The following is a 25,295-nucleotide window of genomic DNA, read 5'->3' as shown; positions in this document are numbered from 1 at the left end:
CAGGAGCCCCTTACCCGGTAATCAGGCTCCATAGCCCCGCGGCCCCCGCCTGGAGTGCCGCCGTGGTGACCTGCTCGTCCCAGTGTCGGACCGAACCGAACTCCGAACGCCACGCTAGTACCGGCCGAGTGAATTCGTGTAGTCGATGTTCGCGAGTGGTCCCGATCGCGCCATGGACCTGGTGCGCGTTGCGCACCACGACCGAGGCGGCATGTCCGGCACACGAACGTGCCACTGCCACAAGAAAATCAAGGTTGGGCGCCGTCCACTGGCTGGTGACGGCGGTGGTGAGCGCCGCTTCGGTGGCGGCGCGTGCTAGCGCGGCCTCGGCGGCGATGTCGGCGATGAGCTGCTGTACAGCTTGGAAGCTGGCGAGCGGACGACCGAACTGAATGCGTGACTTTGCATGCTCAATCGACAGCTGCAGTATTCGATCCAGCGCAGCACACACCTGGATCGCTCGCACCAGTGCAGATTTGCGCATCAGGGTCGAAACCATCGCCGCGCTGACCGGCGCACCGTGCAGAGTTGCCGGGTCGGCGGACACCCTGTCGCGCGGTTCGCCGAACAGGTTGGCGCCCGGGATGATGGCGAGGTTGTTTGCCTCGACATCGGCCATCCGGTACCCGTCATCGGTTGGCCACACGACCGCAATTCGCTGGGCGGTGACCGCCCACGGTACGCCATCGGCCACCGCGTGTGCGTCGAGCAGGCACACCGTTCGCACTGCGGCGTCGGCGGCCATCTGGTTGGCATCCAGCAGCCAGCAAGCCAATAAATCGTGCTCGGCTAACGGAATTCGCACCCCGTGCCGAGCCGTGGCGGCGAGCAGCTCGGCCGCCTCATACCAGCCTGCCCCGCTGCCCCCGGATTGTTCCGAGCCGGTGAGCCGCACCAGACCAAGCTCGTCGAGGCGCCTCCACAGGTCTGCGTCGAGGTGGATTGTCTGACCGGCGTACGCGCTGGGCGGATGCGATTGACGGTACTCGCCGAAGACCGCATCCATCATGTCGACCAAAGCGGGGTCGACGGCGTAGGCCGGGCCGGTCATCGTATCCCCAATCCGCGCGCGATGACGCCACGCAGCACCTCGTTGGTCCCGCCACGCAGTGTGAATCCCGGGGAATGGTCGAGCGCGACCGAAACCAGTTCCGAGAGCCTGGAATCGATCTCACGATTCAGTCCGCCATATAGGTCGGCGAAGTCAGCGATGTCGCCCTCGGTGGTGGTGCCAATCACCTTGACCACCGCGGCCGGCAGGTCCGCGGGATCGTGGCGCTGAAGTGCGCCGGCCACCGCGGCGGACATCTGGCGTAGGCCGGCGATGCGGGCAAGCAGGCGCCCAAGGTTCGGGTCTGGTGGAACTCGTTGAGCGGCCATGTATTCAGTCATTTTTGCCAGCAGCACAAAGGTGGACAGGAAGCGCTCTGGCCCGCTGCGTTCGAAGCTCAGTTCGGAGGTCACCTGCTGCCAGCCGTCGCCGATTTCACCAAACACCATGTCGTCCGGCACGAACACCTGCTCCAGGATTACCTCGTTGAAGTGGTGCGCTGCGTTCATCGAGATGATCGGGCGGATATCGATGCCAGGTCCGCGCAGGTCAACAATGAACTGACTGAGCCCCGCATGCCGAGCAGTCGAGTCCACCGGCGCGGTACGCGCCAACACAATGAATGCGTGCGCAAGGTGTGCGCCAGAGGTCCAGACCTTGGTCCCGGACAGCGACCACCCACCCTCGATGCGTTGCGCTCGAGTCCGCACGCTGGCTAGGTCGGACCCGGAGTCCGGCTCGCTCATGCCGATACCGAAAAAGCATTCCCCACGCACGATCCGGGGCAGAAACGTCGACTTCTGCAGCTCGGTGCCGTACTTGAGCAATGCCGGCACGATCTGGCGGTCCGCAATCCAGTGCGCGGCGACCGGCGCCCCGGCCGCCAACAGCTCCTCGGTGACGACAAATCGCTCCAGGAAGGAGCGCCCATGGCCGCCGAATTCGACGGGTACCGTCATTCCCAGCCAGCCATGTGCCGCCAGCGCGGCGGTGAACTGCTCATCCCAGCCCGTGAGCCAGGCATCGACGGACGGGGTGAAGGCGCCGGCAGCGAGTTGATCGGCAAGAAAAGCCCGAACGTTGGCGCGCAGGGCGTCGGTCCCGGGCTCCTCGATGGCGGCCGGGGGCACCAACCTGTGTGGTGTCATCAGGGTGACTTCCATTGTGCAATGCGTTGCTCGTGCTCGGGGTCTCGATGGGCGAGCGGTTGCATGGCCGCGGCCAAGCCCAGCGTGGATTCAAGAGCGCCGGTGCGGGATTCGTGTAGCAGCCGTTTGGCCATCCGTAACGCGTGGGCGGGGTTCTTGCTGATGCGTTTGGCAAGTGCATGGGCCTGGGGGAGGAGATCGTCGTGCGGCACGACGCGGCTTACCATGCCCCACTCCAGGGCGGTCGCTGCATCGATGCGGTCACCGGTAAGCGTCATCTCTGCGGCGCGCTCGTAGCCGATGGTGCGCTGAAGGAACCAGGTGCCGCCATCGCCGGGAATGAGGCCCAGCTGTACGAAGCTCTCGGCGAACGATGCGCGGTCGGAGGCGACCCGAATGTCGCACATCATCGCCAGGTCGCAGCCGGCGCCGATGGCCGGGCCGTTGATCGCACCGATGAGCGGGACTTCCAGCCGGGCCAGCGCTCGTGGGAGCCGCTGGATTCCTTCGGCATACGCCTGGCGCTGCGCTCGCGCGTCCAGCCCGAACATTCCGGTCCGGTTGGCCATCTCTTTGACGTTGCCGCCGGCCGAGAAGATCTTGCCGGCACCGGTGAGAATGATCGTCCGGATGGTGGTGTCGGCGTTGGCATCGTCGACGGCGGCCTCGAAAGACGCGATGAAGTCTCTACTGGTGATGGCGTTCCCGAGATCGGGCAGATTGATTGTCCAGATCCGGATCGATCCTTCGGTGGTGATGGCTAGCGGGTCCACGGCACTGTTCATGAGGCCAACTGTAGGGACTCGGTTTGGCAAGAATCGGCTCCCGGGTACCTTGGCTCAGCCGGTGGACCGCCTGGCACTACCCGCACATCCCCGCAATCAGCTACCGGGCCCGATCACAAAGCAGCGCCCGTTGCCCGTGTCGAGAAATACCTCGGACACAGCCGACCTCTCGATGCCGGGAAACTCGAAGCGATGCACCTGTTGTCCGGCCTGGATAATCGCTTCCTGAGACTCGTTCGTGCCGTCCACTTTCTGCACCACGGCGGTGACTTTGTCCGGCTTGGGAATGTCCTGTGGGTCATGGAAATACCACACCTCGATACCGGCGCCTGACGAAGTGGCTTGCCAACCATCGGAATAGAAGCACGCCGGGTTGCCCTGGGCATCCGGTGGTGGGGGCGGGCAGATCGACGATCCGACGCATGGGGCGCTGGTAACGGCAGTGCCTGCGCTGGTATCGGTGGCGTCGGCAGTGCTCGTGCTGGCCGCCATCGCCGAAGAACTCGTGCTGGACGCGGACGGGTGTGGTTGCGACGCGCACGCCGCAACACCCACACAGCACGCGCCGACGCGGATCAGCAGCCACATCGGTTTTGCCATGGCGCTCCTTTCCCGCTGGTCAGACGCCGGTCAGGCGGGAGCCTGCCGAAATCTCTTCCGGTGATTATCGCGCCTGCCAACGCCAAGCGCCGGCGGCCGTGGTGTCGGTGACTTTATGCCGGGGTTGGGTCGCCGTAGCGGACTGTGCGTTGCTCCATCGCATGCGCGGTACGGCGCAACTGCTCGCCGAGCGCGCGGATAGCGGGCCCGTCGAGGGTGCTGAAAACCGCGGCCAGTACCGTCATCGTGGCGACTCCGTCCGGATTGCGGATGGGCGCGGACATGGTGGCGACGCTGTGGGTGGTGCCTTTACTCAGTTCGCCGTCCAGCACGTCGATAACGGCCAGATCGGCGTAGGCGCGGGCCAGGCGGGTGGTGATTTCGTCGACCTCGCCGTCGGCGCTGAGCGCGCGCAACGCCGTGTAGACCCGCACGTATTGTTGGGTGAGTCGTTCGACGACGTAGCCGCGTTGGCGAATCTCGTTGAGTACCGCCATCATTCGCTGTTGCAGCGGACGGCTCGGGGTGCCGATTGTTTGCAGCCACTCCAGTTGGGCATCCGCACTCCACCACGCGACGTAGTCGCGTCCGATTGGGGGTATGAACGGCGTTCGCATGCCTCGCCAGATCCGCGGCCCACGCGGACACTCACCGACGGTGTCGATGACCACCAGCGTGGTGCCCTCCCGACGAGCCAGCATCACCTGCGTGCCGGTCGCGGTGGCCAACGCCTGAAGGTCGGTGCGGTAAAGCTGCGCGGTGCTCGGCGTCGCCAGTGCGGCCACCGCCGGCCCCCAGGTGTAGCGCGCAGTTTCGGGATCCCTGATGGCCCACTCGCGGGCCGCCAGCGTCGTCAGGATGGCGTGTCCGGTGGCGCGGCTGATATCCAGACCGCGACAGATCTCGGCCAACGAGAACTGCTTGGTCGGGTTCCGGCCAAGCAGTTCCAATACCGCGATGACCCGTTCGGTGGGCGGCGACAACCCTTGACTGGAAACTGCGGCAGGGTCTACTGTCTGCGTCACAATATCGAACCATACGTCGATATTTCGACATAGGCAAGGCCGTGACCGAATGATGAGTTTCGAGGGGAGCGCCGCCAATGCCACCGAGGTGGCGGCCAGCGGGTCTACCAGGCAGCGCTTCGATCTGGACCGATTGCGGCCCGGTGGCGCCGAGGAGCGCCGAGTAGCGTTCTCGACATGGCGAGCATTCGTGATCTGGACGGCGATGTTCTGGGGGGCGGTCGGAGTCTTTGCCACGCTTTTCTATGTGGGCGTGCTGGACTTCCCCACCAGCGCCAAAGCCTCGCTGTACGGGATCAGCATCTGGCTCAACGCGTGGATCATTCCGCTTCTGCTCCCGGGAGCGCGCACTCGCCCGCGCATGGCGCTTTTCCACGACTGTCTGGTGCTGTGGATGGTGTCGTATCTGATCACGAATCTGCTCTGGGAGATCCCATGGGTAGTCCTTTCTCCCTTCGTCTTTCACGACCTGCACACGCTCAACGACATCGTCGCCTACACCCCGTGGATGCGTGAGCACGTCTTGCACATGTACTGGTGGGATCTGGCTTCGTTCGGTTCGGTCGACCTGCGTACGGTCAATCACAACTCGACGTTCTTCGCCCTGGAGATCTACGCCTTCGTCAACCTCGCGACCGTGTTGGCCTTCTGGCGGCTCAACAAGAAGCGGTCGTCGATGCGCTACCTGATCCCAATTCTTGCGGCTGGCGAGCCGGTGGTGGCGACCTTCATCTTCTCCTTCAGCGAGGTATTCGGTGGTTTCAAGGACATGCCCGGCGGCGTGACCGACACCTTGCTCGCGTTGGTGTGGACCCAATACCAGTACTTCGTGTTCCCCCTTGTATTTGGCTGGCTGGGTTGCAAGCTGCTGTTCTCGGATTGGCGGTACGTGACACGCCTGGGCCCGAGCGGACAGAATCGGGCATGGCCGGAATTGACTTCACCTCGATAGCACCGATCATCCCAGTCCGGGACCTGGACGTTGCCCTCGCCCGCTACCGCCAACTCGGGTTCGACGCGCGCGCATATCAAGGGCCGAATCGTTACGGATTCGTCGACCGGGGCCGGGCATCGATTCATCTCGCCGAATGGGCCGAGCATGACCCGCTCAGCACCAGCTCCAGCGTCTACCTGTATGTCACCGACGCCGATGCGCTTTACGCGGAATGGCAAATGGTGCAGGCGCGGGAGAACCTAGGCGGTCACTTGCACTCACCGCACGACACCCCATACGGATTACGCGAATTCGCCTACGTCGATCCAGACGGTACGTTGCATCGCGTTGGCTCGCCGTTGGCTCGCCGTTGACTCGTCGTTGAACTGGCCGTTGACTCGCCGTTGGCGTAGTGCGAACTGGGCCCGAAGTCCTGCGCGGGCCGGGTACTACGGCCCTAGCCTCGGGCGAGCGTTGCATGATCGACTCGACTCGGGCTTGTTCGGGCGGCAACGCACTTGGTGTGGGTCACTCCCAAAGTAACTGTACGGATAGGATTTTCGTTGTCAGACGGTTCGGCAGCTACGGCCGGTCGTCGGGTTTTGCGGGCACGCGCGATGGCCGAACCGGCGCTGCTGGTGTGCACCGTCGCTCTGTTGGCTATCGGCGTCGGGGCCTGGCTGGGCGGATGGCGCGGTGTGGCCGACGGCTGCTGGATCGCCGGGACCCTGGTCGCGGTGGTGCCGGCCCTTGCGTGGGGCGTGGTGGCGCTGCGGCATGGGCGGGTCGGTGTCGACGTTATCGCCGTCCTATCGCTGGTCGGCACCCTGTTGGTGGACGAATACCTAGCTGGCGCCCTCGTCGCGGTGATGCTTGCGGGCGGGCGTGCGCTAGACGCGGCGGCGCAACGCCGTGCGGCACGTGACTTGCGGACGCTGCTCGAGCGTGCGCCCCGGTTTGCCCGACGCCGGGTCGGAAAACAGGTCAGGGCCATTCCGCTGTCGGAGGTGGTAGTCAACGACGTTGTGGTGGTAGGTCCCGGTGAGGTGGTCCCGGTGGATGGGCGGATAGTCGACGCGGAGGCTGTGTTGGACGAGTCGGCGCTGACCGGCGAGCCCCTTCAGGTCGAACGCGGGGCCGGTGAACCGGTGCGTAGCGGTGTGGTGAACGCCGGAATCGCCTTCGAATTGCGCGCCACCGCAACCGCCGAGCAGAGCACATACGCCGGAATTGTCCGGCTGGCCCAGCAAGCTGGCGCTGAAAACGCCCCGGTTATACGGTTGGCCGATCGTTTCGCGGCATGGTTCTTCCCGGTGGCGCTGCAGCTGGCCGGAACAGGGTGGCTGGCCAGCGGCTCGGCGGTGCGCGCTGTGGCCGTGCTGGTGGTGGCGACACCATGTCCGTTGCTGCTGGCCGCGCCGGTTGCCGTTGTCTCGGGTCTGTCCCGGGCGTCCCGCGCAGGGGTGGTGATTCGTGACGGCGCTGCGCTGGAAAACCTGGGTCGCGCAAAGACTTTGGTGATGGACAAGACCGGCACCTTGACGATGGGTCGTCCCGTGGTCGTCGATGTTGTGGCCGCGCCGGGCCGCGATCCGACCGAGATGCTACGGCTGGCGGTCTCGGTGGACCAATTCTCGCCGCATGTCCTGGCCGAAGCCATCGTCACTGAGGCACTCAGCCGGCGCCTGGAGTTGTCACTGCCCACCGCCGTTGTCGAAGAGCCCGGCCGCGGAGTGACCGCCACCGTGGCCGGGCCTCGGGTGACGGTCGGCAAGCTAGCGGCCGATGCGGTGACGGGTGCGTGGGCGCCAACCGCGGTCAATCGCGCGCGTCTGGACAACGCGGGGATCGCGTGGATCTGCGATGACACCGGGCCGGCGGGTGCGGTGCTGTTGCGGGATCCACTGCGGCGGCAGGCGCCACGCACCGTGCGGCGGCTACGTGCGGCCGGACTGAACCGACTGATCCTGCTCACCGGCGACCGGGCCGAGCCCACCCGGGAGGTCGCCACGGTCTTGGGCCTCGACGAGGTTTATGCCGACCAGACCCCGGCCGACAAGTTCGACGCGGTGCGCGCCGAAACACAACGGGCGGTGACCGTGATGGTTGGCGATGGCGTCAACGACGCGCCCGCGCTGGCGGCGGCCACGGTCGGTGGCCGACATCGTGTTGACCACTGATCGGCTGGACCGACTGGCCGATGCGATGGACATCGCCCGTTGGTCCCGCCGTATCGCGGTGCAAAGCGCGGTCGTCGGGATGAGCCTGTCACTGTTGGCCATGGTGATCGCGGTGTGCGGCTGGTTGCCGCCCGCAGCGGGCGCATTGGTGCAAGAGGGCATCGATGTCGCGGTAATCCTCAACGCACTGCGGGCGTTGCGAGGCAATCCGGCCGCCGATATGGCGGTGACCGCTGGCACCCAACAGATGCTGCGTCACTTTTCCGCCGAACACGACCAGCTTCGGGATTCCATCGGACTGCTGCGCACCACCGCTGATCGGCTCGCCGCTGGTGTTGACGCCGGGGCAGTGGATTCATCGAGCGCGGCGCATGCCCTGCTGACCCAGCGAATCCTGCCCCACGAACTAGCCGAGGAAACCCAGCTCTATCCGGCGCTGGCCGCCCCGTTGGGCAGCGGCGAGGCCACTGCCACCATGAGTCGGATGCACGCCGAGATTCAACGGCTCTCCGATCGTATGGGCACCCATCTGGCCCAGGTGCGTTCGGCCGGGGCGGTACGGCCCGACCAAGTCGATGACCTGCTGGCCTGTCTCTACGGCTTGCATGCGCTATTGCGACTGCACTTTGTTCAGGAAGAGGAAAACTACTTCACCCTCGCTGCGGACGTTGAGGTCGACTCGCCGCGTCGGCCCGCACCGCCGCCTGATCCAGCGAAAACACCCTGAATCCGGGGTTCACCGGCGCGCCGTGAGGCTGCCATCTGCTCGGCAATGGCCCAAAGTCCTTCCCGCCAGGGACACCATGCCCTCGTCTGGCCGATGCGATTGCGCGATCGTTGACAGCGACGACGTGGCAAGGAGCAGCAACCATGAACGCTCGTTTTCCCGACTCCGGCACCATCCAGACCGTCCTGACCCTCGCCTGTCGCGCACCTTCCGTGCACAACACGCAGCCGTGGCGGTGGCGGGTGGGCGCGTCGTCCTTGCATCTCTACGCCGACACCGGCCTGCAGCTACCCAACACCGACCCGGATGGGCGAGATTTGATGTTGAGCTGCGGTGCGGCGTTGAATCACTGTGTCGTTGCGCTGGCAGCGGTCGGGTGGTCGGCCAAGGTGGCGCGATTGCCCAATCCGGCCGACGCGAATCATCTTGCCGCCATTGAAGTGTCGCGACACAGCGCCGATCAGCTGGATATCACTTTGGCCGCCGCGATACCGCGGCGACGAACCGATCGACGGCACTACAGCTTCTGGGCGGTGCCGGTGAACGACATCGCGTTGATGGCGGCGAGGGCGGCCCGAAAAGGGGTAACGCTTCGCCAAGTTGATGCCATGGACAGATTGAACGCGATTGTGGCGAAGTCGGTCCGGGACCATGCGGCCAACGAGGAATATGTCGCCGAGCCGACGCAGTGGAGCGGGCGGCACGCTGCGATGGTCGGCGTGCCGGCGCGCAACACGCCCGTGCCGGATTCCGCGGCACCGCTACCCAGTCGGCAATTTGCGGGTCCGGGGCTGGGGATGCCGCCGGGCGCTTCGGTGGCGGAGGACCATGCGGTGATGCTGGCGTTGGGAACCCGCTCCGATGATCGGCTGGCCCAACTGCGCGCCGGCGAGGCGACCAGCGTTTTGCTGCTCACGGCCACGGCGATGGGGCTGGCGAGTTGCCCGGTCACCGAACCGCTGGAGATCGGCGAAACCCGTGCAGCGGTCCGGGCCGATGTCTTTGGCAATGGCGATCATCCGCAGATGCTGCTGCGGGTGGGTTGGGCACCGATCAACGCCGATCCGTTGCCGGCTACCCCGAGACGTCCGTTGTCGGACGTTGTGCAGTGGACCGCAGAATACGGATACTGCGGTGCCGACTAGGCCCGGCGGCAAATCCGATGCTGCGGTGCCCGACACCTTGTTGTTGGACACCACCGGGCTGCACCGCCTCATCGAGGTGCTGATCGAGCGAGGCTATCGCGTGATCGGTCCGACGTTGCGCGACAACGCCATTGTGCTCGCCGAACTGCAGTCGGCGCACGATCTTCCAAGCGGCTGGGGTGTCGATGTGGGGCCCGGACACTATCGGGTACGTCGTCGCGACGATGCCGCGGTGTTTGGGCATTCGTCTGGGCCGCAGTCCTGGAAACAGTTCCTGCACCCGCCGCGACAGCGGATGTGGGCCGGCTCCCCTGACGGGTCCAGTGTCACCGAATCCGAAACCGAGGTCCCGCGCTACGCGTTGCTCGGTGTGCGCGGCTGTGATCTGGCCGCGATTGCCACGCTTGACCGGGTGTTGGGTCGTACTGAATACCCGGATAGCTCGTATGTGGCTCGCCGGCAACGCATCTTCGTGGTCGCAGTGAATTGCACGGAGCCCGGCGGGCTGTGTTTCTGCGCATCGATGGGTACCGGACCAGCGGTCGGACCGGGCTACGACCTGGCGTTGACCGAGCGTCTAGACGGAGACGAGGTGACCTACCTGATCGATGTCGGTAGCCCAGCGGGCGCCGACGTGCTGGCGGCGCTGTCGAGCACTCCGGCCAGCAGCGATCAAGTCCGTTGCGCGCGCACCGATGTCGAGGCTGCGGCGGATCGGATGGGCCGCCACATGCCGGACACCGATCTGCGGGACCTGTTGGTTCGGTCGCGCGAGTCGCCGCAGTGGGACGAAGTGGCCAGCCGATGCCTGACGTGTGGCAACTGCACGATGGTGTGTCCCACCTGTTTTTGCACCAGCACCGAAGACGTCAGTGATCTCACCGGTGAACATGCCGAACGTTGGCGGCACTGGGCGTCATGCTTTGAGTTCGATTTCACCTATGTCCACGGCGGTGGCAGTGTCCGACAGTCCGGCGCTTCCCGCTACCGGCACTGGTTGACTCATAAGTTGGGTACCTGGCACGACCAATTCGGCATGTCGGGTTGTGTTGGCTGCGGGCGTTGCATCGCGTGGTGTCCCACCGGCATCGACATCACCGCCGAGATGAACAAGATGGCCGGTGATGGCTGATCACGCCACGAACAGCGATGCGGTAGCGACTTCGGCCATGGCCCCCGTCCCGTACCGGGTGCGCAGTCGTATTGTGGAGAGCCCGGATTCGGCCACATTGTGCCTGACGCCGGTCGGGGCGGCGGTGCGGGCCCCGGAGCCGGGCGAATTCATGATGCTCTACGCCTTCGGTGTTGGCGAAGCGGCGATCTCGATCAGCGGCGACCCCACCGTCACTGACGGCTCGATCACCCACACGGTCCGCGCGGTGGGAAAGGTCAGCAGCGCCCTGCGCGACGCCGAACCGGGCACGATTGTCGGGGTGCGTGGACCATTCGGTACCACGTGGGGGCTGGACGCGGCCGCCGGCCGGGACTTGGTGATGGTAGCCGGCGGAGTCGGGTTGTGCCCGTTGCGTCCGGCGGTGCTGGGCGCGCTGGCTCAGCGCGCGCGCTACCGCAAGCTGACGCTCATTGTGGGCGCCCGCTCCCGGGCGGACTTCGTGTTTGCCGCCCAACTCGAAAAGTGGGCTCAGGACCCGCAGATAGAACTGCACGTCACCGTCGACGTCCCGGTCCAGGGTTGGCGCGGCGAGGTTGGTCTGGTCACTGAACCGCTGCGCAGACTCACGTTGGACCCCGATCACACCACCGCGTTCCTATGCGGTCCGGAGCCGATGCTGCGATTCGGCGCCGACGCATTGGTGGCCAAAGGCATTGCTGCCCGTGATATTCGGGTCTCACTCGAGCGCAACATGCAGTGCGGTATCGGCTGGTGCGGTCATTGCCAGCTGGGCCCTTTGCTGCTGTGCCGCGATGGACCCGTCGTTGGCTACGACCTAGCCGGCCCTTTGCTTCGGGTGAAGGAGTTATAGATGAGACCAACCACACTGGCAGTATGGAAATTTGCCTCCTGCGACGGTTGCCAGTTGACCCTGCTGGACTGCGAGGATGAGCTGCTGACGATCGCGGACCAAGTGAAAATCGCTACCTTCGCCGAGGCATCCAGCGAGATGGTCGGCGGGCCTTACGATGTGTCGCTAGTCGAAGGCTCGATCACCACCCGCCACGACGAGCAACGCATCCAGGAAATCCGCGAGCAATCGAAACTGCTGGTCACCATTGGGGCATGCGCAACGGCCGGGGGAGTGCAGGCGCTGCGCAACTTCGCCGACGTCGCAGAGTTTGCGTCGGTGGTATACGCCAAACCGGCGTACATCGACACGCTGGCGACCTCCACGCCGGCCTCGGCGCACGTCGCCGTTGATTATCAGTTGCACGGTTGCCCCATCGACCGCGGCCAGTTGCTCGATACGCTCTCGGCGCTGCTGATCGGACGTAAACCGCGGCTGCCCGCTAAGACGGTGTGCACAGAATGCAAGCTACGTGGGGTGACCTGCGTCGTCGTGGCCGACGGCATTCCTTGCCTCGGGCCGGTGACGCACGCCGGTTGTGGGGCGTTGTGTCCACGACACCATCGCGGCTGCTATGGCTGTTTCGGTCCGTCCGCGGTGCCCCAGACCGCCACCTTGATCCCGTTGTTACGTCGTGACGGGATGACCGATGGCGAGATCGATCGGGTGTTCTCCACGTTTAACGTCGCCAGTTTCGCCGCCGAACGGAGCAAGCAGTGAATCCGTCGAACCGCACGCTCAGCGTCGGCACGTTGACCAGAGTGGAAGGCGAAGGCGCACTGCACGTCACCTTGAAAGACGGAGCGCTGGAACGCGTTGAACTCAATATCTATGAGCCACCAAGGTTTTTCGAAGCGTTCCTGCGGGGACGTGCCTACACTGAACCGCCGGATCTCACCGCGCGGGTGTGTGGCATCTGCCCCGTCGCCTATCAGGTCAGTGCCTGCAACGCGATCGAAGAAGCCTGTGGCGTTGTCGTGGACCAAGACCTTATCGCGTTGCGGCGCCTGCTGTACTGCGGTGAATGGATCCACAGCCACGTGCTGCACATCTACCTGCTACACGCGCCGGATTTTCTCGGCTACCCCGACGCGATCGCGATGGCGCGCGACGAGCGTGAGATCGTCGAGCGCGGCCTGGCCCTGAAGAAGGCCGGCAACCGGCTGATGGAGTTCGTCGGCGGTCGCGCCATACATCCGGTCAATGTGCGTCTGGGTGGGTTCTATTCGGTGCCAACCCACTCGGAATTCGGACCGATCGTCGAGCAATTGCGTCGCGCGCTGGACTACGCGCTGGCCACCGTGGAGTGGGTATCCGGCTTCGCGTTCCCTGACCTGGAATTTGAACATGAGTTCTTGGCCCTCACCGAGCCCGGCCGCTACCCGATCGAGAATGGCGCCATTGCCCGCAGCGCCGGCCGGTCTTTTTCGGTGGCCGACTTCACCGGCCATGTTGCCGAGGTGCAGGTGCCCCATTCGACCGCGTTGCACGCAACGTTGGACGGCGGCTGCTATGTGACCGGACCGATGGCCCGGTTTGCGCTGAACTCGGCCGCGCTCTCACCGATGGCCGCCCAGGCCGCCAGACGGGCCGGGCTATCGGCCGAATGCCGAAACCCGTTCCGCAGCATCATCGTCCGTGCCGTCGAAGTGGTCTACGCGATCGAAGAGGCGTTGCGGATCATCGACAATTACCAGCGTCCCAAGCGCCCGTTCGTCGATGTGGTGGCCCGTGCGGGTGTCGGGCATGGTGTCAGTGAAGCACCCCGCGGTCTGCTGTATCACCGATACCGTATCGACGCGGACGGCCTGATCACCGCGGCGACGATGATCCCCCCCACATCGCAGAACCAGGCGGCCATCGAGGCCGACCTGGCTTATGTGGTGTCGGAAAACCTAGCCCTTGACGATTCCGCGTTAACCACCCTGTGTGAACGCGTGATTCGTAGCTACGACCCGTGTATCTCGTGTTCGGCTCACTTCTTGACGCTGACGGTGCAGCGCCGGTGAAAGCCGTTGTGATCGGCCTGGGCAACCGCTTTCGTCGCGACGACGGTGTGGGCGTTGTCGCCGCGGGTGAGATCAGCGAGCTGGCGTTGCCCGGTGTCGCTGTGGTGACCGGCGTCGTGGAGCCCCTGAGTCTGCTGGAGGCGTGGTCGGGCGTCGAGCTAGCCGTGGTGATTGACGCCGCGGTGAGGACGCCGTCAACCCCGGGTCGGGTGATTCGATGCTCGCTGACCGAGGTGGTCTCCGCTTCGGCGGCAAGGAGTTCGCACCGCGTCGACGTTGCTGGTTCGTACGCACTCGGTCAGGTGCTGGGTCGAGTGCCCGCTGCGCTGGAGGTGTTTGTCGTCGAAGTTGCTGACACAGGCCATGGCGTCGGTTTGACGCCACAGGTCGCGGCTGCCGTGCCGGAGTTGGTCCGCATGGCCCGCGAGGCGATAACCGGAGCCGACGAGGCGAAGCGAGCTACTCCTGTCGCGGCGCGTCGAACCGAAACCGCCTACCCGTGACGTTGTCCGGACGTATCCGCACGTAGTGGGTTTTCTCAGTCGACGTCCACGTCAACAGGTGTGCCCGCTCGGCCTCCTCGAGCTCCTCATCGCTGTGCAGTGAGCGTGCTCGCCCTTCCACAATCACGCTCCAGCCCTCGCTGACCGTGTGGTCGTCCGCTTCGAACAACACCTGGTTGTTGATCGCGGTGCTGACCAACTTGGTGCCTTCCGCGGTGCGAAACAGCACCGTGCGGTGCTGGACCACGAAGTTCACCGGGAAGATCTGCGGTCGGCCGTCGACGCTGGTGACCAGCCGCCCCAACGAGACGCTTTTCATCAGGTCCCAGCATTCGTTCACGGGCAGAACGGTGATCCCCGCACCCACTTCCGACATCAGCCAGCCCCTCTCCTTCGATAGGTCACAAGCATGATGTTATTAAAAACGCCCGCCCGAAGGCGGCGGCCGAAAGTCCCGCCCGGTAGCGACAAAAGTCGATCGTTGAGCGTCCAGGGGGCCTACGCCAACCCGGGATCTCGACGCAAAGCCGCTGGTGAATGTTCTAAAGGTGTTCCACCGGAACGGTTTACGCGCGCGCTCGTAGCGCGTGGGTGGCGCGGCCCCTAGGCGGGTAGGAGGCGTCGTCATCGTCGTCGTTTTCCGCCGCCCGTGTGGGCAATTGAGAAGAAATCCTCAGATCCAGTGACCGGCGCTTCTTTGAATGGCCCGTCGGTCCGTCGAGGTCCAATGCGGTGGGGCCACGTGACCAAGGACCCTGGTGTACGACGGCGCCATCGGCGAGGGTGAAAGTCGGAAGGACAGGTGAGCACGATGACCCAAACGACGGTCGACACCGCAGTGATAGCGAATGCGGTAGGGCTGGCATGTCGCGCTCCCTCGTTGCACAACAGTCAACCCTGGCGATGGGTGGCCGGCAGCGCGGTCGTCGATCTGTTCGTCGACCCACATCGGATGCTGACCTCGGCGGACAGCTCGGGCCGCGAAGCGGTGATCAGTTGCGGCGCTCTGCTCGATCATTTCCAGGTCGCAATGGCCGCCGCCGGTTGGGCCACCAACATCGATCAGTTCCCCAACCCGAACAATCTGGACCACCTGGCCTCGATCGACTTCGCCGCGATGGACTGCGTGGCGGGGGCCAGACACGATCGCGCCGATGCGATTTCGCTTCGCCGGACCGATCGGCGTCCGTTCCGTGCGCCCAAAGACTGGGCTTCGTTGGAACCTGTGCTGCGCACTTCGGTCGACGGCGATGCGGTCCAGCTCGCGGTCCTTACCGAGGATGCGCGGCCACGTTTGGTGGAGGCGTCTCGGCTCACTGAATCCCTGCGCCGCTATGACGATTGCTATCATCATGAATTGAACTGGTGGACAGCGCCTTTGCGGGAATCCGAGGGAATACCGCCCAGCGCGCTGGCCTCCGGCTCGGCTGCCCGAGGAGTTGGGGTGAACCGCTCATTTCCCGCCGACTGGCGCAGCGAACACAGTTCCGCCAGTCGGCAGGACCAAGCCAAGATCGTGGTGCTGTCCACGCCGGAGTACACGCGTGCGGATGCCCTCAGGTGTGGACGGGCACTCTCGGCGATCCTGCTGGAATGCACTCTGGCGGGTTTGGGGACGTGCCCGGTAACCCATGTCACGGAGATGGAAGCCAGCCGGGACATCGTTCGGGATCTCACCGGCGGCACCGGGGAGCCTCAGCTGTTGATTCGAATCGGTGCGGGACCCTCGGGGGACATCCCGGCGCCGACGCCGCGGCGACCGTTGGGTGAAGTGTTGGAGATCCGACGCTAGAGCGCGGGCGCGCATTCGGGACTTCAGACCCTATGCCTTGCGGCGAAAGGGCCGAAGTATGGTGCCCAGCCCGGTGATCAACCCGAGCCGGGTAGTCCACACGGGAGCGAAATGGTGTCTGCCCTGGGTGGTCCGCCACCGCCCACCGACTCTGACGCCGATACGCTGGCGGGCCAATTTCTGAGGTCGGCATATGCGGACAACCAGCTGTATGCCGAATGGTCTCTTGATCGGCGTCTCGACGGCTTTCTGCGGCGCCAGGGACTGGTGCGTCTGGTTCAAGACGGCGACGCCTACGACCTCATTCTCAGTCGGGTGATGGCATACATCAGTGCGGCCCCCCATCCTGGCTCAGCGACCAATCAAAGCCGACGAACGACCCGCTAGCAGGGGACTTCGGTCCCTACCGCCGGCCGGTGGTGACTGGTCGGATGGATTACACGGAGAAATCACACGTCGACACCACCCGTCGACAGACGTGGACGATGGAGACCGATCATGAACGCACTTCCCACCCAGCGTCGGCCGCGGCCACTTTTCCCCGAGTTTTCCGAGCTCTTTGAGTTACCTTCCCTCGCCGGCCTGCGTCCCGGATTCGATGGCCGGCTGATGAAGCTCGAGGACGAGATACGAGACGGTCGCTATGTGGTGCGAGCGGAAATCCCGGGCGTCGACCCGACCAACGACATTGACATCACGGTCCGCGACGGGCTGCTGACTATCAAGGCCGAGCGCCGCGAAAAGAAGGAGTTCAACGGGCGATCCGAGTTCTCGTACGGCTCGTTCGCGCGGACCGTGTCGCTGCCCGCCGGCGTCGACGAAGACTGCATCGAGGCGGCTTATGACAACGGCATTCTCACCGTCTCGGTGCCCGTTTCGGAGCCCAAACCAGCCGCGCGTCGCGTTCGGGTCAAGTCCGCTAACTGACCAAACCAGGCGTGCCATGACCAGCTCAGCCGAGACGTCTCGGCACTCGCCGCGCCCAATGTTCCGCAACCGCCGCGAGGCAGGTCAGGTGCTGGCAAATCTGTTGAGTGCGTATCGGAACCGGCCGGGAGTCATTGTCCTGGGGTTGGCGCGGGGCGGTATCCCGGTCGCCTGGGAGGTTGCCGCGGCTTTGCAGGCCCCGCTGGATGCCTTCATCGTGCGTAAACTCGGCGTCCCCCACCACGAAGAGTTTGCCGTGGGGGCACTGGCCAGTGGCGGCCGCGTCGTCATCAATGACGACGTGGTGCGGGCGTTGCGTATTGCGCCGCAACAACTGCGCGACATCGCAGAGCGTGAAGGCCGTGAGCTGGTCCGGCGCGAGGCCGCCTATCGGGCGGGGCGGGCACCGCTCGAGGTCGCCGGTAAGACCGTGATCCTCGTCGATGACGGTTTGGCGACTGGCGCAAGCATGTTCGCCGCGGTGCAGGCGTTGCGCGAAGCCGAACCCGCCCACATAGTCATTGCGGTACCGGCGGCTCCGGAATCAACCTGCCGGGAATTCGCCGGCCTTGTCGATGACGTCGTATGCGCGTCCATGCCCACCCCGTTTCTGGCGGTCGGGGAGTCGTTCTGGGACTTCCGCCAGGTCACCGACGGAGAGGTGCGCCGGCTGCTGGCCACCCCGACGACCGGAATCTCGGTGATCAGGCCCGCGGCGCCCATGGCGGCCGAGGTGATCAGAAGCGCGGCCGTCGATGCCCCCGACGGTCTTCCGCCGGGTACATCGCTTGAGGAACTCGTCGGCGATGCGCGAATTGTGTTGATCGGCGAGAGTTCACACGGCACGCACGAGTTCTACGAGGCCCGGGCCGCCATCACCAAATGGCTGATCGACCGGAAGGGATTCTGTGCCGTTGCCGCCGAAGCGGACTGGCCCGACGCCTACCGGGTGAATCGCTACGTGCGCGGCATGGGAGAGGACAACAGCGCCGATCAGGCGTTGGGCGGCTTCCAGCGCTTTCCGGCCTGGATGTGGCGCAACGTGGTGGTCCGTGACTTCGTCGAGTGGCTGCGAGCACGCAACCGGCAGCACGAATCCTTCGGTGAGGGCCAAGCCGGCTTCTACGGTTTGGACCTCTACAGCCTGCACCGGTCGATGCAGGAAGTGATCGGCTTTCTCGACAAGGTCGACCCGACCGCGGCGGCGCGGGCTCGGGCGCGGTACGCGTGCTTGGATCACACGTCGGCCGAAGATGGTCAGGCGTATGGATATGCGGCGGCGTTTGGCGCCGGACCATCGTGTGAACGTCAAGCCATCGAGCAATTGATTGACACGCAACGCAACGCGTTGGCCTACGCCCGCAGGGACGGACTGCTCGCTGCAGACGAAGCGTTCTATGCCGGGCAAAACGCGCTAACGGTACGTAATGCAGAGGCTTACTACCGCGCGATGTTCAGCGGTCGAGTCACCTCATGGAATCTGCGCGACCAGCACATGGCACAAACCTTGGACGCGCTGCTAAACCATCTGGACCGCCACGGCGATGGCCTACCCGCTCGAATAGTGGTGTGGGCCCACAATTCTCATGTCGGAGACGCCAGGGCCACCGAAGTGTCGGCAGACGGACAGCTGACCCTCGGCCAGTTGGTCCGGCAGCGCTACGGTGACGATTCCCGGCTCATTGGGCTGTGCACGTATGCCGGTTCGGTGACGGCTGCCAGCGAATGGGGCGGCACTGCGGAACGAAAGGTGGTTCGACCCGCGCTCAGCGGCAGCGTTGAAGAACTGTTCCACGAGACCGGCAAGGACGCGTTTCTGGTGTCCGCGGTGGTCAGCCCCGAGGCCGCCGATCCGCTGTCGGTCGTTCGGTTGGGTCGTGCCATCGGGGTGATCTACCTGCCCGCAACGGAACGGCAAAGCCACTACTTCCACGTGCGCCCCGCCGATCAATTCGACGCGATGATCCACATCGATGAGACCCGGGCGCTGGAGCCACTTGACCGAATGAGTTTGTGGACTAGCGGTAAGACGCCGGAAACCTACCCGAGTGGCCTGTAGCCCCACGCGCGCCTCGGGGCCGTTCGGTGTGGACCCGGTCGATCCGGCGGCCAGCGCGTATCGAAAATGTCAGGAGTCGACATGAACCAATTGGACGCCAAGTGGGTGGTGGTCGGGGTTAACGGTGCGCCGGCGTCGATCACCGCCGCACAATGGGCGATCGACGAAGCGGTTGGTCGGCAGCTGTCCCTTCGCCTGGTCTATGTCATCCCACGGGGCGCGCAGCGTGTCGGGTCGGAGTCGCCCTCCGAGTGGGATTTCGAACGGGGTGAAAGGGTGCTGTCTCAGGCGGTCGGCGCCGTGCACAGCGCAGCACAGAGCGAAGGCAAACCCGTCGAGATCGAAACGGCGATGCTCTCGGGCGATCCGGACCAGGTATTAATCGATGAATCGCAAAATGCGGCGCTGATTTGCGTGGGCACCGCCAAGCGAGGGCGGGGCGCTGATGGGGTGCTAGGCCCGACTGCGGCCGCGTTGGTCAAGCATGCACGCTGTCCCGTGGCGATCATCCGTACCCACCCCGACGGATCGCCGATCGAGATCGGTCTGATAGCCGTCGTGCTCAACGATGAAGCCGACAACGACGAAGTCGTGCATGTGGCCATGGAGGAGGGGCGGCGCCGGCACGCCACGGTGAGGCAGATCGATCGTCGGATAAACAGCTGGGTGCGCCGCTATCCGGACGTACCGGTCCAGATCGTCGCCTCGGGTACCGGTGCACGCGAGGTCGAGCGCGACAGCAGCGCAATCGACCTGGCGGTGGTCGGGGCGTCCGAGGCCGATGAGCTGCCAGGACTTGTCACCCCGAACTGTCATCCCATTCTGGGCTATCCCGACTGCTCGGTGCTTCTGGTTCGGCACTGAGTCGATGCTGATGCGGATGGGGTGCGCGGGGTGATCTGTCGTTTCCCGGGCCGGAAGGGTCATTATCTGATACCAGTGATGGTGGGGAATTGTTGAGCGTGGATGTTTGCCTGCCGCTTTCGTGATTCCCGAGTTGGCCGCGGTCGGCTGGAAGGACTCGCAATGGTTCGGGTTTTCTTGGTTGATGACCATGAAGTGGTTCGTCGCGGGCTGGCCGATCTGCTGGCCTCCGACCCAGAGTTGGAGATTGTCGGCGAAGCGGGATCGGTATCCGAAGCGATAGCGAGGGTCCCTGCCTGCCGGCCCGATGTCGCGGTGCTTGACGTGCGTCTGCCCGACGGCAACGGCATCGAACTGTGTCGTGAGCTGCTATCCGATTTGCCCGAGCTACGGTGTCTGATGCTGACGTCGTTCACTTCCGATGAAGCGATGCTGGACGCGATTTTGGCGGGCGCCAGCGGGTACGTCGTCAAAGACATCAAGGGTATGGAGCTGGCCCGGGCGATCAAGGACGTTGGTGCCGGCAAATCGCTACTCGATAATCGGGCGGCGGCAGCGCTGATGGCGAAGCTCCGTGGAGACGCCGAGCGTCCGGATCCGTTGTCCGGACTGACCGAGCAGGAACGAACATTGCTCAAGCATCTCGGCGAGGGTCTGACGAACAGGCAGATCGCCGCTCGAATGTTTCTCGCCGAGAAGACGGTGAAGAATTACGTATCGCGTCTGCTATCCAAACTCGGCATGGAGCGGCGGACGCAGGCCGCGGTGTTTGCCTCAAGGCTGGACCAGGGGTCGATGCCGCCCACGCCGTAGCGGTCGTTTGCTGGTATGCACCATCCGCATGGCAATTGGTTGCCGGTTGACTTCGGGATGGCCGGCTGACTCAGCGCCAATATTGGCTGATCGATCACCACGTGATTAGGCTGGGCACCAGGTTCATGACGCCGCGGCGGAGCGTTAGAAACCAACGACTACCGGAAGTGGGTCGTGGAGGTATCGGGTCGGGTGTCCAGCGGCGAAAGCGGATCCGTTTTTGCTGGGCTTGGTCAGCCTGGGTTAGTTAGCAGGATGCACGCTCAGCTCGACGAGTTGCTCGCCGCTCGCGATCAAATGGAGCGCTTGCTACGCGTGATCGTCGAGATTGGGTCGGACCTCGACCTGGACGCGACTCTTCGTCGGATCATCTTCGCGGCTAGGGAATTGACCTCGGCGCCATACGGGGCCCTGGCGGTCCGTGATCCCGAAGGATCGCTGGTCAGGTTCGTCCACACGGGACTCGACGATGTGGCGGTCCGGCAGATCGGGCACCTGCCGGTCGGCAAGGGCGTGCTAGGCGTCTCCCTCGTCGAGACGCCGGCGCTGCGTCTGGACGATCTCACCACTCACCCTGCGGCCTGCGGGTTCCCGGAGCATCACCCGCCCATGCGTGCCTTCCTCGGAGTGCCGATTACGATCCGGGGCACGGTGTTCGGCAGCCTGTATCTGACCCACGTGGATCCCGGCCGCGTGTTCTCCGAATCTGACGAGTTCGCCGCCCGCGGGTTGGCGTTCGCGGCCGGGGTCGCCATCGACAATGCGCAACTCTTCGAGCGCGAACGGACGTCGGTGAAGTGGATGGAGGCCAGCCGAGAGATCACCGCCGCCCTGCTGTCCAGCACCGAATCTCAGCAGGGCCGTCCGCTGCAGATGATTGCCGAACGTGCTCGCACGTTGACCGACGCCGAACAGGCCATCGTTCTGGTCCCGATCGACTCCGATCTACCGGTTGAGGAGATCGACACCCTGGTGGTGTCCGCCGCGGTCGGTCAGCATGCGACCGAGGTTGTCGGCCAACGGATTCCGGTGGACAGCTCTACCACCGGCACCGTTTTCCGGGCCGGCGAGCCGCTGATCACGGAGACACTGAGCTACCCGATCCCCGCCTTCACCGACGTCGCTCAGCGCTCGGCGATCGTGATGCCGCTGCGCGCCGATGATCGGGTCGCCGGAGTGCTCGCCGTGGCGCGCAGTGCGGAGCAGCAGCCCTTTGACGCCAGCTATCTCGATTTGATGACCCAGTTCGCCAGGCACGCCGCGATTGCATTGATGCTCGCTTCGGGGCGCGAGGATGCTCGACGGTTGACCATTTTGGCGGAACGCGAGCGTATTGCACATGACTTACACGACCACGTGATTCAACGGATATTTGCCGCGGGGATGGATCTGCAGGGCACGCTGGCCCGGGCGCGGTCACCTGAGGTCATCGACCGGCTCAACCGCACGCTCGATGACTTGCAAACGATCATTGAGGAAATCCGCACCAGTATCTTCCGCCTGAAATCCGCTTCTGGGCACGATGGCGGCTTTCGCCGGCGGATTCAAACTGTGGTTGCCGATCTAACCGACAATCGCGACCTCGCCACCACCGTCCACGTGGTGGGACCGATGACGGCGGTTGGCGACGAACTTGCCGAGCACGCCGAAGCGGTCACCACCGAGGCCATCAGCAACGCCATTCGCCACTCGGGTGCAACGCGGCTGACTGTCGAGGTCAGCGTCGATGACATGTTCAGCATCGACATCGTCGACAACGGGTGCGGCATGCCCGCCGACATTTCGCGCCGCAGCGGCCTGGCCAATATGAACTATCGTGCCGAGCAACTCGGTGGTAGCTGTGAGATCAGCAATCCGCCCGAGGGCGGCACCCGGGTCCACTGGACCGCTCCGCTTGCCGACTGACCGCCAACCACGGGGGCGCCATCGTAGCGGCCGGTCAATCGTGAACCACAAGTACGGAATGCCCGGCGCGGCGCGGCAACACCGAGCAGAACGCAGCGACTGCCGTTTGACCCTCGTTTACCACCATTGGTCCCGGACTGATCGACGCCAAGCACGCGGATGAAGGCCGGTGGTCCGCGCGGTTGGTGACTTAAGCCTCACGACCTACAGATGGCTGGGTAATAGCGTTTTCGGTGACCAAGGAGAACGACATGTCTGTACCGATGAAGCGTCACGGCATTGTGGTTGGTGTCGATGGATCGTCGGCGTCCGACGCTGCTGTGGTGTGGGCGGCGCGCGATGCGGCGATCCGCCACGTGCGACTGACCTTGGTTCACATGGTGAACGGGGCCGTGCCGATGTGGCCGGCGATGCCGATGTCGATGAGCATGGCGGTATGGCAGGAAGAAGACGGTCGCCAGGTCCTCGAACACGCGGTCAAGACCGCCGAAGAAATCGCGAGCGCAGTGCGCGGTGCCCCGGTCAGCTGCGAGCTGAGATGGTCACCGCCGGTGCCGACGCTGGTGGAAATGTCCGACGAGGCGGCAATGGTGGTGGTAGGCAGCCACGGCCGCGGAGCGGTAGCCCGTGGATTGCTTGGCTCGGTTAGTTCCGGTCTGTTGCGCCGCGCGCATTGTCCGATTGCGGTGATCCGCGACGAGGATCCGTCACTGCCGCATTCTGCGGATCCCGAGCGAGCGCCCGTGGTACTGGGCATCGATGGCTCGCCGGCCTCAGAGTCGGCGACGGCGATCGCATTCGACGAGGCGTCACGTCGAGGTGTGGCGCTCACCGCGGTGCATGCGTGGAGCGACCTTGAAGTTGTCGACCTACCCGGCTGGGACTGGTCGACGGTCAAAGATGAAGCGGAGCAGATTCTAGCCGAACGCCTGGCCGGGTGGCAGGAGCGCTACCCCGACGTGCGGCTGCATCGAGTGGTCGTATGTGATCGACCGGCTCGACAGCTGATTCATCAAGCGCAAACGGCACAGCTGGTCGTGCTCGGAAGCCATGGACGAGGCGGATTTACCGGCATGCTGCTGGGCTCGGTCAGCAATGCGGTTGTGCACTCGGCAAGTACGCCGGTGATCGTGGCACGGCCGTGATCAGAACCGAGCGAGAGACCGTCCGATCGTCGACCGCGGCCATCGGGCCCGAGGCGTCCCAGTTGCCCTTCGTTCCCTACGTTGACATGCACGAAACCCACACGGGGGTCGTAGTGCTGGTCGGCGACCGAGCCTACAAGGCGAAGAAACCGGTAAAGACCGATTTTCTGGATTTCCGGACGGTTGAGCAACGCGAGCATGCGTGCCGACGCGAAGTCGAGTTGAACAGCAGGTTGTCGCCCGGCAGCTATCTCGGTGTCGGGTATCTCAGCGATCCGGCGGGAGGGGCCGCCGAACCGGTCGTTGTCATGCGACGCTATCGCGACGAGGACCGGTTGGCATCGCTAGCGAACCGAGCCGAGTCGGACGAGGTTGTGCGGGGCGTGCTGGACACCATCGCCGGTGTACTGGCTCGGTTTCACGATCATGCACAACGTGGTTTGTCGATTGACGCCCGGGGCGAGCCGGGTGCCATCGAGCAACTCTGGCGCGAGAACCTGTCCGAGCTGCATCGCCATGGGGGCACCACGGTGACCGACGAGTCGATCGGACAGATCGAGCACCTTGTCGGCGAATTCCTCCGTGGCCGTGGCCTTTTATTCACCCGACGGATCGGGGAAGGCCGCATTGTCGATGGCCACGGCGATCTGCTCGCGGACGACATCTTTTGCGTTGACGACGGTCCGGCGCTGCTGGATTGCCTGGAATTCGACGATGAACTTCGCCGGGTCGACCGCATCGATGACGCTGCGTTTCTTGCCATGGACCTGGAGTTTCTGGGCCGCAAGGACCTTGGACAATATTTTCTGCAACGCTACGTTGCGCACTCCGGCGACCCGGCGCCCATGCCGCTGTGCGATTTCTATATCGCATATCGGGCGGTGGTGCGGGCGAAGACCGACTGCGTTCGACTCTCGCAGGGTAAAGCTGAAGCCGCTGCACACGCTGCTCGGCACCTAGACATCGCCCGGCAGCACCTGCAAGACGGTACGATCCGGCTGGCGCTGGTGGGTGGAAGCCCGGGCACTGGAAAGTCGAGCTTGGCTAGAGGGCTCGCCGAACAGGTTGGGGCCCAGGTGATCTCCACCGACGATGTACGTCGTGAACTGCAGGATTGGGGTGCGATCAGCGGCGAGACGGATGTTGTGGACGCTGGGCTGTATGCACCGGCAAACGTCGCTGCCGTCTATGAGGTAGCCCTGCGTCGAGCGCGCCTGTGTCTGTCAAGTGGCCGGTCGGTGATCCTCGACGCGACCTGGCGAGATCCGCAGATGAGGGCGCAAGCTTATCGCATTGCGAGCGAAACACATTCGGCGCTAGTGGAATTGCAGTGCACGGTACCTATTCGCGTTGCGTCCGATCGAATCAGCGCAAGGGAGCCGGGCAATTCCGACGCGACGCCCGAGATCGCCGCGACGCTGGCCGCGCAGCACCATGGCTGGCACTCCTCGGTCCGAATCGACACGTCGAAATCGCATGAGCGAGCACTGCACGAGGCCCGCATCGCCTGGTGTCAAGCCGTCGAGCTGGAGTAGATCATGTCAACGGATCTCGAAACTGTGGCCGGGCAATGCCCTTCAGTGCCGAACAAAGCTCCGACAACCGCTGACCGGGGCGCTCGAATAGGCGCCGACCGGCGCAGCCGGTTCCGACGGTAGA

The 25,295-nt window shown here is 64.6% G+C and carries 23 protein-coding genes and 1 pseudogene; 18 read left to right on the top strand and 6 right to left on the bottom strand.

All coding sequences use genetic code 11. The annotated features are described in order from the left end of the window. Positions 1-10: 10 nt before the first annotated feature. The 5 genes from MB901379_RS15045 to MB901379_RS15025 all read right to left on the bottom strand — a co-directional run bounded on the left by MB901379_RS15045 (position 11) and on the right by MB901379_RS15025 (position 4,609). Positions 11-1,051: an acyl-CoA dehydrogenase family protein gene (locus tag MB901379_RS15045; protein ID WP_158017391.1), complete on the bottom strand. Its 1,041-nt coding sequence runs from the start codon at positions 1,049-1,051 to the stop codon at positions 11-13. Next, the gene (locus tag MB901379_RS15040) at positions 1,048-2,199 is read right to left on the bottom strand and encodes an acyl-CoA dehydrogenase family protein (protein WP_158017390.1); all 1,152 of its coding nucleotides are present in this window, start codon (positions 2,197-2,199) and stop codon (positions 1,048-1,050) included. Before MB901379_RS15040 ends, MB901379_RS15045 begins: the two co-directional genes overlap by 4 nt. Continuing rightward, a complete protein-coding gene (locus MB901379_RS15035) occupies positions 2,199-2,984 on the bottom strand; it encodes a crotonase/enoyl-CoA hydratase family protein (protein WP_158017389.1) in 786 nt (261 codons plus the stop codon). The genes MB901379_RS15040 and MB901379_RS15035 overlap by 1 nt, the downstream gene beginning before the upstream one ends. Before the next feature lie 96 nt (positions 2,985-3,080). After that, the gene (locus MB901379_RS15030; RefSeq protein WP_158017388.1) at positions 3,081-3,584 is read right to left on the bottom strand and encodes a hypothetical protein; all 504 of its coding nucleotides are present in this window, start codon (positions 3,582-3,584) and stop codon (positions 3,081-3,083) included. Between the two features lie 113 nt (positions 3,585-3,697). Then, the gene (locus tag MB901379_RS15025) at positions 3,698-4,609 is read right to left on the bottom strand and encodes a helix-turn-helix domain-containing protein (RefSeq protein WP_158017387.1); all 912 of its coding nucleotides are present in this window, start codon (positions 4,607-4,609) and stop codon (positions 3,698-3,700) included. A 52-nt stretch (positions 4,610-4,661) separates the two neighbouring features. Between MB901379_RS15025 and MB901379_RS15020 the strand changes: the two genes are divergently transcribed. From MB901379_RS15020 to MB901379_RS14980, 9 genes and pseudogenes are all read left to right on the top strand, one after another. Continuing rightward, positions 4,662-5,561 (top strand): hypothetical protein, encoded by a 900-nt coding sequence (locus tag MB901379_RS15020; protein ID WP_232021863.1) that lies wholly within the window; start codon positions 4,662-4,664, stop codon positions 5,559-5,561. Continuing rightward, positions 5,534-5,917, top strand: coding sequence for a bleomycin resistance protein (locus tag MB901379_RS15015; protein WP_158017386.1), 384 nt, complete (start codon positions 5,534-5,536; stop codon positions 5,915-5,917). Before MB901379_RS15020 ends, MB901379_RS15015 begins: the two co-directional genes overlap by 28 nt. A gap of 243 nt (positions 5,918-6,160) precedes the next feature. Continuing rightward, positions 6,161-8,450, top strand: a pseudogene (locus tag MB901379_RS15010) (heavy metal translocating P-type ATPase). A gap of 143 nt (positions 8,451-8,593) precedes the next feature. Then, positions 8,594-9,595 (top strand): Acg family FMN-binding oxidoreductase, encoded by a 1,002-nt coding sequence (locus MB901379_RS15005; RefSeq protein ID WP_158017385.1) that lies wholly within the window; start codon positions 8,594-8,596, stop codon positions 9,593-9,595. Further along, positions 9,585-10,727, top strand: coding sequence for a 4Fe-4S dicluster domain-containing protein (locus MB901379_RS15000; protein WP_174236954.1), 1,143 nt, complete (start codon positions 9,585-9,587; stop codon positions 10,725-10,727). Before MB901379_RS15005 ends, MB901379_RS15000 begins: the two co-directional genes overlap by 11 nt. Further along, positions 10,720-11,580, top strand: coding sequence for an FAD/NAD(P)-binding protein (locus MB901379_RS14995; RefSeq protein WP_162334391.1), 861 nt, complete (start codon positions 10,720-10,722; stop codon positions 11,578-11,580). The genes MB901379_RS15000 and MB901379_RS14995 overlap by 8 nt, the downstream gene beginning before the upstream one ends. Then, the gene (locus MB901379_RS14990; RefSeq protein WP_158017383.1) at positions 11,581-12,339 is read left to right on the top strand and encodes an NADH-quinone oxidoreductase subunit B family protein; all 759 of its coding nucleotides are present in this window, start codon (positions 11,581-11,583) and stop codon (positions 12,337-12,339) included. Then, positions 12,336-13,628, top strand: a complete 1,293-nt coding sequence (locus MB901379_RS14985; RefSeq protein WP_158017382.1) for a Ni/Fe hydrogenase subunit alpha — start codon at positions 12,336-12,338, stop codon at positions 13,626-13,628. Before MB901379_RS14990 ends, MB901379_RS14985 begins: the two co-directional genes overlap by 4 nt. Then, positions 13,625-14,131 (top strand): hydrogenase maturation protease, encoded by a 507-nt coding sequence (locus tag MB901379_RS14980; protein ID WP_158017381.1) that lies wholly within the window; start codon positions 13,625-13,627, stop codon positions 14,129-14,131. The genes MB901379_RS14985 and MB901379_RS14980 overlap by 4 nt, the downstream gene beginning before the upstream one ends. On the opposite strand, the gene MB901379_RS14975 is transcribed toward MB901379_RS14980, so the two are convergent. Beyond that, positions 14,088-14,507 carry a pyridoxamine 5'-phosphate oxidase family protein gene (locus MB901379_RS14975; protein ID WP_158017380.1) on the bottom strand — a complete coding sequence of 140 codons (420 nt, stop codon included), beginning with the start codon at positions 14,505-14,507 and terminating at the stop codon, positions 14,088-14,090. The genes MB901379_RS14980 and MB901379_RS14975 overlap by 44 nt on opposite strands. 435 nt (positions 14,508-14,942) lie before the next feature. Between MB901379_RS14975 and MB901379_RS14970 the strand changes: the two genes are divergently transcribed. The 9 genes from MB901379_RS14970 to MB901379_RS14930 all read left to right on the top strand — a co-directional run bounded on the left by MB901379_RS14970 (position 14,943) and on the right by MB901379_RS14930 (position 25,171). Then, positions 14,943-15,923: an Acg family FMN-binding oxidoreductase gene (locus MB901379_RS14970; protein ID WP_158017379.1), complete on the top strand. Its 981-nt coding sequence runs from the start codon at positions 14,943-14,945 to the stop codon at positions 15,921-15,923. 111 nt (positions 15,924-16,034) lie between these two features. After that, positions 16,035-16,310 (top strand): hypothetical protein, encoded by a 276-nt coding sequence (locus MB901379_RS14965; protein WP_158017378.1) that lies wholly within the window; start codon positions 16,035-16,037, stop codon positions 16,308-16,310. A gap of 111 nt (positions 16,311-16,421) precedes the next feature. After that, entirely contained in the window at positions 16,422-16,850 is a 429-nt protein-coding gene (locus tag MB901379_RS14960; protein ID WP_158017377.1) for an Hsp20/alpha crystallin family protein, read from the top strand. 16 nt (positions 16,851-16,866) lie between these two features. Next, positions 16,867-18,909, top strand: coding sequence for an erythromycin esterase family protein (locus MB901379_RS14955; protein WP_174237031.1), 2,043 nt, complete (start codon positions 16,867-16,869; stop codon positions 18,907-18,909). A gap of 81 nt (positions 18,910-18,990) precedes the next feature. Next, on the top strand, positions 18,991-19,773 hold the full coding sequence (locus MB901379_RS14950) for a universal stress protein (protein WP_158017376.1): 783 nt from the start codon (positions 18,991-18,993) through the stop codon (positions 19,771-19,773). 162 nt (positions 19,774-19,935) lie between these two features. Next, positions 19,936-20,586 carry a hypoxia response regulator transcription factor DosR/DevR gene (gene dosR, locus MB901379_RS14945; protein WP_158017375.1) on the top strand — a complete coding sequence of 217 codons (651 nt, stop codon included), beginning with the start codon at positions 19,936-19,938 and terminating at the stop codon, positions 20,584-20,586. A gap of 255 nt (positions 20,587-20,841) precedes the next feature. Then, positions 20,842-22,491, top strand: coding sequence for a sensor histidine kinase (locus MB901379_RS14940; RefSeq protein ID WP_174237030.1), 1,650 nt, complete (start codon positions 20,842-20,844; stop codon positions 22,489-22,491). Between the two features lie 251 nt (positions 22,492-22,742). Next, positions 22,743-23,636 carry a universal stress protein gene (locus MB901379_RS14935; protein WP_158017374.1) on the top strand — a complete coding sequence of 298 codons (894 nt, stop codon included), beginning with the start codon at positions 22,743-22,745 and terminating at the stop codon, positions 23,634-23,636. Positions 23,637-23,722: 86 nt separating this feature from the next. After that, on the top strand, positions 23,723-25,171 hold the full coding sequence (locus tag MB901379_RS14930; RefSeq protein WP_158019195.1) for a bifunctional aminoglycoside phosphotransferase/ATP-binding protein: 1,449 nt from the start codon (positions 23,723-23,725) through the stop codon (positions 25,169-25,171). Positions 25,172-25,295 lie beyond the last annotated feature (124 nt).

It is taken from the genome of Mycobacterium basiliense, assembly GCF_900292015.1.
Taxonomy (GTDB): Bacteria; Actinomycetota; Actinomycetes; order Mycobacteriales; family Mycobacteriaceae; genus Mycobacterium; species Mycobacterium basiliense.
The sequence above is the reverse complement of the archived record's forward strand: the minus strand, read 5'-3'. Positions and strand labels throughout refer to the sequence as shown.

Bases quoted from the DNA above. Each gene is read 5' to 3' on its own strand.
- MB901379_RS15045 (WP_158017391.1), bottom strand. From the start codon at position 1,051: ATGACCGGCCCGGCCTACGCCGTCGACCCCGCTTTGGTCGACATGATG.
- MB901379_RS15040 (WP_158017390.1), bottom strand. From the start codon at position 2,199: ATGACACCACACAGGTTGGTGCCCCCGGCCGCCATCGAGGAGCCCGGG.
- MB901379_RS15035 (WP_158017389.1), bottom strand. From the start codon at position 2,984: ATGAACAGTGCCGTGGACCCGCTAGCCATCACCACCGAAGGATCGATC.
- MB901379_RS15030 (WP_158017388.1), bottom strand. From the start codon at position 3,584: ATGGCAAAACCGATGTGGCTGCTGATCCGCGTCGGCGCGTGCTGTGTG.
- MB901379_RS15020 (WP_232021863.1), top strand. From the start codon at position 4,662: ATGAGTTTCGAGGGGAGCGCCGCCAATGCCACCGAGGTGGCGGCCAGC.
- MB901379_RS15015 (WP_158017386.1), top strand. From the start codon at position 5,534: ATGGCCGGAATTGACTTCACCTCGATAGCACCGATCATCCCAGTCCGG.
- MB901379_RS15005 (WP_158017385.1), top strand. From the start codon at position 8,594: ATGAACGCTCGTTTTCCCGACTCCGGCACCATCCAGACCGTCCTGACC.
- MB901379_RS14995 (WP_162334391.1), top strand. From the start codon at position 10,720: ATGGCTGATCACGCCACGAACAGCGATGCGGTAGCGACTTCGGCCATG.
- MB901379_RS14990 (WP_158017383.1), top strand. From the start codon at position 11,581: ATGAGACCAACCACACTGGCAGTATGGAAATTTGCCTCCTGCGACGGT.
- MB901379_RS14975 (WP_158017380.1), bottom strand. From the start codon at position 14,507: ATGTCGGAAGTGGGTGCGGGGATCACCGTTCTGCCCGTGAACGAATGC.
- MB901379_RS14970 (WP_158017379.1), top strand. From the start codon at position 14,943: ATGACCCAAACGACGGTCGACACCGCAGTGATAGCGAATGCGGTAGGG.
- MB901379_RS14965 (WP_158017378.1), top strand. From the start codon at position 16,035: ATGGTGTCTGCCCTGGGTGGTCCGCCACCGCCCACCGACTCTGACGCC.
- MB901379_RS14960 (WP_158017377.1), top strand. From the start codon at position 16,422: ATGAACGCACTTCCCACCCAGCGTCGGCCGCGGCCACTTTTCCCCGAG.
- MB901379_RS14955 (WP_174237031.1), top strand. From the start codon at position 16,867: ATGACCAGCTCAGCCGAGACGTCTCGGCACTCGCCGCGCCCAATGTTC.
- MB901379_RS14950 (WP_158017376.1), top strand. From the start codon at position 18,991: ATGAACCAATTGGACGCCAAGTGGGTGGTGGTCGGGGTTAACGGTGCG.
- dosR (WP_158017375.1), top strand. From the start codon at position 19,936: ATGGTTCGGGTTTTCTTGGTTGATGACCATGAAGTGGTTCGTCGCGGG.
- MB901379_RS14940 (WP_174237030.1), top strand. From the start codon at position 20,842: ATGCACGCTCAGCTCGACGAGTTGCTCGCCGCTCGCGATCAAATGGAG.
- MB901379_RS14935 (WP_158017374.1), top strand. From the start codon at position 22,743: ATGTCTGTACCGATGAAGCGTCACGGCATTGTGGTTGGTGTCGATGGA.
- MB901379_RS14930 (WP_158019195.1), top strand. From the start codon at position 23,723: ATGCACGAAACCCACACGGGGGTCGTAGTGCTGGTCGGCGACCGAGCC.